Source organism: uncultured Neptuniibacter sp., from assembly GCF_947498015.1.
Classification (GTDB): domain Bacteria; phylum Pseudomonadota; class Gammaproteobacteria; order Pseudomonadales; family Balneatricaceae; genus Neptuniibacter.
The window spans coordinates 247,061-254,681 of sequence record NZ_CANMIR010000006.1; the positions used below are offsets into that span (position 1 = coordinate 247,061).

The 7,621-nt window shown below is 48.7% G+C and carries 3 protein-coding genes; all 3 read left to right on the plus strand.

What is annotated here, in order from left to right; genetic code table 11:
* Positions 1-5: 5 nt before the first annotated feature.
* Positions 6-575, plus strand: coding sequence for a nucleoside deaminase (locus tag Q0882_RS10275; protein ID WP_299181074.1), 570 nt, complete (start codon positions 6-8; stop codon positions 573-575).
* A gap of 90 nt (positions 576-665) precedes the next feature.
* Positions 666-2,219, plus strand: coding sequence for a SulP family inorganic anion transporter (locus Q0882_RS10280; RefSeq protein WP_299181077.1), 1,554 nt, complete (start codon positions 666-668; stop codon positions 2,217-2,219).
* A 408-nt stretch (positions 2,220-2,627) separates the two neighbouring features.
* Positions 2,628-7,621 (plus strand): retention module-containing protein (locus tag Q0882_RS10285; protein ID WP_299181080.1); only part of this gene is annotated, 4,994 nt, incomplete at its 3' end.

Below are 7,621 nucleotides of genomic sequence, written 5' to 3' on the forward strand. Positions count from 1 at the left end.
CGAGTGTGACAGAGCGATCAGAGCATGAACTGGAATCGATAGCGTTAAGGCTGGCTGCATATCGGTCAGAATACGGAACAGGCGAAGAAAAGTGGGCGCTGAGGGTCTGTGAGTTAGCCTGGCAAGCTTCTTTGCAAGGAAACTATGGGGTAGGGGCTGTGCTGGTTGATGGGCAGGGCGACCTTCTGGCTGAAGGATCTAATCAGGTATTTGAACCGGTGTTTAATTCGTCAGCACATGCAGAGATGAAAGTGCTTGATCTATTTGAAGCGGTTTATCCCGATTATCATCAGCGTGTACAGCTAAGCTTGTTCACCTCACTTGAGCCCTGTCCGATGTGTTGTGGTCGTATTCTTGCTGCAGGGATCGGTCGGGTTGTTTATCTGTCTGAGGATAAGGAGGGTGGTATGATGTCGCATTGCACTAGGCTGCCAGCCGCATGGAAGAATCTATCGCAGCTCCTTGAAATTAAAGTATTTGATAAAGAACATGAACTTTCAGTTCTGGCCTCTGATATTGCGACTGCACAAAAAATCAGGCTCCGTCATAAACTAATGGCCGTTATTCGTCCATGAACGCCTGTAATTAACACCTGCATTTGTTATACTCGCGCGCTTTTACGCGGTCTGGTTAAAAAAGAACCAGTTCTTTTGCAGGGGTGTTAAATGATCGAATTGCTTGTGTCCAAGACACAATCACTCAAAAGTGATGTTCTCTCCGGATTGACAGTGGCGTTAGCGCTGGTTCCGGAAGCGGTTGCTTTTGCCTTCGTTGCGGGTGTTGAACCCTTAGTGGGTTTATATGCGGCGTTTATGGTGGGATTGATTACCGCTGCAATTGGTGGCCGTCCGGGGATGATCTCCGGTGCAACAGGTGCTTTGGCTGTTGTGATGGTCAGTCTGGTTGCGCAGCACGGCGTTGAATACCTGTTTGCAACAGTCGTTCTCATGGGGATCTTTCAGGTATTGGCGGGGGTTTTCCGGCTGGGTAAATTTATCCGTCTCGTGCCTCACCCGGTGATGCTGGGCTTTGTGAATGGCCTTGCGATTGTGATCTTCCTTGCACAGATGAAGCAGTTCCAGTTTACCGATGAGCAGGGAGTACTTCAGTGGCTGCAAGGTCAACAGATGATGCTCATGCTGGGACTGATTGCGCTGACGATGGCGATCATACACTTCCTGCCTAAACTAACGCGTGCAATCCCATCATCACTGGCGGCGATTGTAACCGTGACTCTGCTGGTTATCGGTTTGGATCTGGATGCGCGTACCGTACAGGATGTGCTGGCAGATATGACGGGTAACCCCGCAGCTACTATAGCCGGCGGTTTACCCGAGTTTCACATCCCGATGGTTCCTCTGAACATGGAAACGTTCCAGGTCATTGTCCCTTATGCTTTGATCCTTGCTGCTATCGGTTTGATTGAGTCGCTGCTGACATTGACACTGATTGATGAAATCACTGAAACCCGGGGTCGTGGTAATAAAGAGTGTATCGGCCAGGGTGTTGCAAACGTGGCGACAGGCTTCTTTGGAGGTATGGGCGGTTGTGCGATGATTGGTCAAAGCATGATCAATATAAACTCTGGCGGCCTGGGTCGCGCATCCGGGATCTCTGCGGCCCTATTTCTGCTGACCTTCATTCTTGTCGGTTCGAATCTGATAGAGATTATTCCAGTTGCCGCGCTGGTCGGTGTGATGTTCATTGTTGTAATCGGAACGTTCGAGTGGGCAAGCCTACGCCTGTGGGGCAAGATTCCTCGTTCTGATCTGATCGTGGTTATTGCCGTGACGGGTGTCACTGTGTGGCAGGATCTTGCGGTTGCGGTTGTTGTCGGTGTAATTATTTCAGCGCTGGTGTTTGCGTGGAAGCATGCTAGCCATATGGTGTTTGAGATTCGTGATGAATACGATACGAAGGTTTATCTGCCAAACGGTCCCCTATTCTTTGCCTCTATTCAGACTTTCCGCGATCAATTCAATCCTAAAATGGATCCGCCTGAAGTCATAGTCGATTTTGTTAACTGCCGTGTGATGGATCATTCAGGTATCGAAGCGATCGATTCTTTGGCAGAGCGCTATGAAAAAGCGGGTAAAGAGCTTCATCTTCGCCATCTAAGCCCTGAGTGCCGAGCCCTATTGAGGAAGGCCGGGAACCTGGTCGAGGTGAATATGATTGAGGATCCAAAATATAAAGTGGCAGATGATAGTCTCGCCTAGATTCTGATTCATCGTTCAAAAATATTGATATCTAAAACCGGCATTTATGCCGGTTTTTTTATGCTAACTATTTGATATTAAAAGGTTGTGAGGCTTAGGGTCGTGCCGGGTTTTAAATGTAAAAAGCTTGGTAAGTTCCGATATTCTATTTTTATGGTGTATATAGAGTTGGTTATTACTTTTCGGTATATAGTTTAACTGATTGTAAATTAAGGGTTTTTTGGTTTTCTGGTTTTGATTGTACTTCAGTACAGTAGGTAGTAACGCTTATCAGGTCTAATTTTGAGTGTAGATTAATTGAACAGTTGTAAGTTGCGACTGTATTCCTTCAATTAGCGCCTCTGATAAGTTTTAAAGCTGCTGTTTTCAGTGCGCAATGATGAATTCCTGAATAATGGAGATATTCTCATGAGCGTCATCGGTTCTGTATCACAAATCACCGGTAAAGTTGTTGCAATAAAGCCTGATGGATCTGAGCGGGTGCTCTCCCTCGGCGATCCAGTTTTTGATGATGATCTGATCAAAGTCGCACAGGATGCGACGATTGAAATCTCCATGAATGATGCCGGTCCGGTCTCTCTGGAAGGTGGCCAGACATGGCTTGTCTCTTCAGAAACTTACAACACGGCTGAATCGCTGGATGTGTCAGAAGCGCGTGCCGGTGAGGAATCTATCAACGCTGCTATCGCTGAAGCCAATGCTGAAGCAGCGGCTGAACGTGCAGCCCAGGCGCAGCAGAATGCTGAGTCTGAAGCAGCAGCCGAAGCACTAGCCAATGCAGAATCACAAGCTAATACAGATGCCGCGGCTGAAGCTGATGCGATTCAGGCCGCAATCCTGGCGGGTGCTGACCCTACCGAAGTAGGTGAAGCAACAGCTGCAGGGGGTGAAACCGGTGCTGGTGGGAACCAGGGTAATGAAGGTACCTCAACGGTTAATATCGCGCGTACCGCAGGAGAGGTTGATCCGAATGCGGGTTATGAAACCATCGGTATTCAGGATTCCTTTGAGCAGCCCGAGCAGGAAGATCTGGGAGTAGTACTTCCAACCGTATCTGTCTCTGTAAATGTTAATGTTGATACACCAACAGATCCAACCGATCCGGAAGTACCAGATACTCCAACGGAGGAGTTCCCAGTCCTGGTTGAAGGAAACAGTGTTTCCATTCTTGAAGGGTCAGATGTCTCGGGTGGTGCGGATAGCCCAACACTACGTGAAATTAAGTTTGAGCTGGTTCTGGATAAAGTATTTGGCTCAGATGTGACCGTGACCTATCAGCTCGTAGCCGGTTCAGCTGAGTACGGCGTTGACTGGTTGAACGGGGATGATCCTGAACAGATCTATACCGTTGTGATTCCTGCCGGTGAAACTGCGATTCCGGTCTCTATCTTTGTTATTGAAGATAAATTAGATGAAGGCAACGAAACCGTTGATATCGTCCTGCTAAGCGCAGATAACGCGACTATCGGACCTGATTCCAGTGGTATGCTCACCATCTTTGATGATGATACAACACCTGTCGCAAATGCAGATACCAACTGGTTAGTCTCTGAAGGACAACTGGCTGATGAAGAGAGCCAAGAGCAGGCGATGCCCTATGCAGAAGGTAATATCCTGCAATCGATCGCACATGATGGTGATCCATCCGATGAGATCGATTTTGCAGATCAGGCTGATTCTGATGCCGATGGTGATCCACTCTCTATTTTGACTGTTAGTTCGCCCGTCAATGGCGTTACGGATATTACGCCCGATGCGGATGGTGAAACTATCCAGGGTCAATACGGTACTCTGACCATCTACGATGACGGCAGCTATCGTTATGAGTTTAATCCAGAGTCTGTCGAGCTCACCTTTGGCCAGACGGTAGAAGATGAATTCGGGTATTCGGTTACAGACGGATATAACACCCCACAAGATAGCACCCTGACGATCACTATCTTCAGTGGAGATAGCGGTGTTGAAATTCTTGATCTGACTCCGACCCTTGAAGGGGGAGATGTCATTGTTGATGAGGATGACCTTCCTCAGGGCAGTGATGGCTCTCAGTCCAATACTCAACAGGGTACATTTACAATTTCTGCGCCAGACGGTGTTGATACCGTTTCTGTGGGTGGAGTGACCCTGATTGCAGCGGGCGCTCTGGTTGCGGATCCAAGCTTCTCTACGGCGCTGGGCAATACATTCACAGTCACCAATTATGATGCTAACTCAGGCGTGATTACCTATGAGTACACGCTTGAAGATGCAGAAACCCATGCGAACGCAGATGGCGAGAACAGTCTGTTTGAAGAGCTGGCTGTCGTACTTAGGGATACTGATGGCGATGAAGCCAACGATATCCTGAGTGTTCAGATTGTTGATGATCTGCCTGGGGCCAATGATGATGGCCCTGTGGGTGTAACTGAAGATGCAGCAAGCTTTATCGATGGTGATGTTTTACTCAACGATGATGCCAATGCGGATCAGAGTGCGGTCTTTGTGGGCTGGTCTGCAGATGGGCAGGATAACGCTGCTGCAATTGCTGCGCTGGATAGCTACGGTACTCTGGTGCAGGGCGGCGATGGTACCTGGAGCTTCACACTGGATAACAGTTTGGCGACGACTCAGGCGCTGACTACGTCCGACAACTTAAGCTATGACCTGTGGTACACCATGGCGGATGCTGATGGTGATGAGTCTGCTGCAAAACTGACCATTACCATTACCGGATCTGATGACAGTGCAAGCGTAGCGACTGGCGAAGGCGAGACTGTTTATGAAGCGGGCTTGCCAGCGGGTTCTGCCAACGATGAAAGTGATCTGGTTGTGGGTGGTACCTTTACGGTCTCTGCCAGTGACGGAATTGAAACGGTCACCATTGGTGGCACTGACTTTACCCTGGCAGAGGTGGAAGCGTTTGATGGTAGTCAGACGGTGAATACGGGTCAGGGTGTTCTCACGCTGATGAGTTACGCTGCGGGTACAATCACCTATAACTATGCACTATCGGCCACCATTGATAATGACAGTGCGACACCAATCTCACCGGAAGCAGTCGACGGTGATAGCTATCTGGATGTTGTGACTATTGAAGTCGATGGCATCGGTGGAAGCTATGCGACAGATGATCTGGAAATCACGATCATTGATGACACGCCAACCGCTGTCGATGATGGCCCTGTGGGTGTGACTGAAGATGCAACAAGCTTTATCGATGGTGATGTTTTACTCAACGATGATGCCAATGCGGATCAGAGTTCGGTCTTTGTGGGCTGGTCTGCAGATGGGCAGGATAACGCTGCTGCAATTGCTGCGCTGGATAGCTACGGTACTCTGGTACAGGGTGGCGATGGTACCTGGAGCTTCACACTGGATAACAGTTTGGCAACGACTCAGGCGCTGACTACGTCCGACAACCTGAGCCATGACCTGTGGTACACCATGGCGGATGCTGATGGTGATGAATCTGCTGCAAAACTGACCATTACCATTACCGGATCTGATGACAGTGCAAGCGTAGCGACTGGCGAAGGCGAGACTGTTTATGAAGCGGGCTTGCCAACGGGTTCTGCCAACGATGACAGTGATCTGGTTGTGGGTGGAACCTTTACGGTCTCTGCCAGTGACGGAATTGAAACGGTCACCATTGGCGGCACTGACTTTACGCTGGCAGAGGTGGAAGCGTTTGATGGTAGTCAGACGGTGAATACGGGTCAGGGTGTTCTAACGCTGATGAATTACGCTGCGGGTACAATCACCTATAACTATGCACTATCGGCCACCATTGATAATGACAGTGCGACACCAATCTCACCGGAAACAGTCGATGGTGATAGCTATCTGGATGTTGTGACTATTGAAGTCGATGGCATCGGTGGAAGCTATGCGACAGATGATCTGGAAATCACGATCATTGATGACACGCCAACCGCGGTCAATGATGGTCCTGTGGGTGTAACTGAAGATGCAACAAGCTTTATCGATGGTGATGTTTTACTCAACGATGATGCCAATGCGGATCAGAGTTCGGTCTTTGTGGGCTGGGCTGCAGATGGGCAGGATAATACTGGCTCGATAGCGGAATTGGCTAAGTACGGCTCATTATCACTGAATGCGAACGGAACCTGGGATTACACTTTAGATAACAGTCTTCCAGCGACGCAGGCTTTAACAGCAGGTGATAATCTATTTTATGATCTTTATTACACGATGGCTGATGCAGATGGTGATGAAGCAATTGCAAAACTCACTATCAATGTTATTGGTGCAAATGATGGTTCATCTGTTGATGCAGGTGATGGTGAAACGGTTTATGAAGCGGGTTTACCAGCTGGTTCTGCCAACGATGACAGTGATTTGATTCAGTCCGGCACATTTGATGTCGCAGCTACAGATGGGATCGCAACAATTACCATTGGTACAACAGTACTGACCTATGCAGAGTTAGCAGACGCGGATGGCACAGCGACCTATCAGATAAATACGGGACAAGGCTTGTTAACTTTGACCGATTATGTCGGAGATGCCATGGGTGGAACTGTAACCTATGACTATGCTTTGGCTGGTGCCATTGATAATGACAGTGCGACACCCACCTCTCCAGAAACGGTCGATCCGACAAGCTATTTAGATGTCGTCTCTATTACAGTTGATGGTGCTGGCGGTAGTACAGGTAGTGATGATTTGGAGATTACTATCATTGATGATGCGCCTACAGCGAATGATGATGCTCGTAATATTTATGAGGGAACCTCTGCCATTGCTGGTAATGCCCTGGGTATATTAGGTTCAGCGTCTGGTGACCAGGCTGATATTAAAGGGGCCGATGGGGCAACTGTCACCGCCTTCAGAACTGGCACAGAAGCATCCGTTAGCGGTACTTCAGGCGTGGTTGATGGTAGTACCAAGTTAATGGGGAGCTACGGTGAACTCACACTGGATAGTGCTGGTATATATGTATATCACCTTGATCAGTCGATGGTCGACAGCTTAGCTGAAGATCAGACCGTACAGGATGTATTCACCTACACCATTACCGATGGTGATGGTGATACTGATCAGGCAGAGATAACTATCACAGTGACTGGGGTGAATGACCAACCAGTAGTGTCTGCCGATACCAACTGGGCACAGGAGGATCTGGCGACTATTGCTACAGGTAATGTTCTGGATACCCTTGCCCATGATGGTGCGCCAGATGGTGCTTCTCGTGGAGATGTGGAAGATACGGATGTTGATACAAACGATATATTAACTGTTACCAACATAGCCGATGGAGATGAGAATAAAGCGGTTGCAGCGAATACGACCTCTGCGGATGGTACCGTTGTAACGGGTCTGTATGGAACGTTGACCATCGGTGCGGATGGTAGTTACAGCTACATTCTGAATGATGCAGCGATTCAGGGTATGGACGATCT

Excerpts from the sequence above, each read along its gene's own strand:
- Q0882_RS10280 (WP_299181077.1), top strand. The coding sequence starts at position 666 with ATGATCGAATTGCTTGTGTCCAAGACACAATCACTCAAAAGTGATGTT.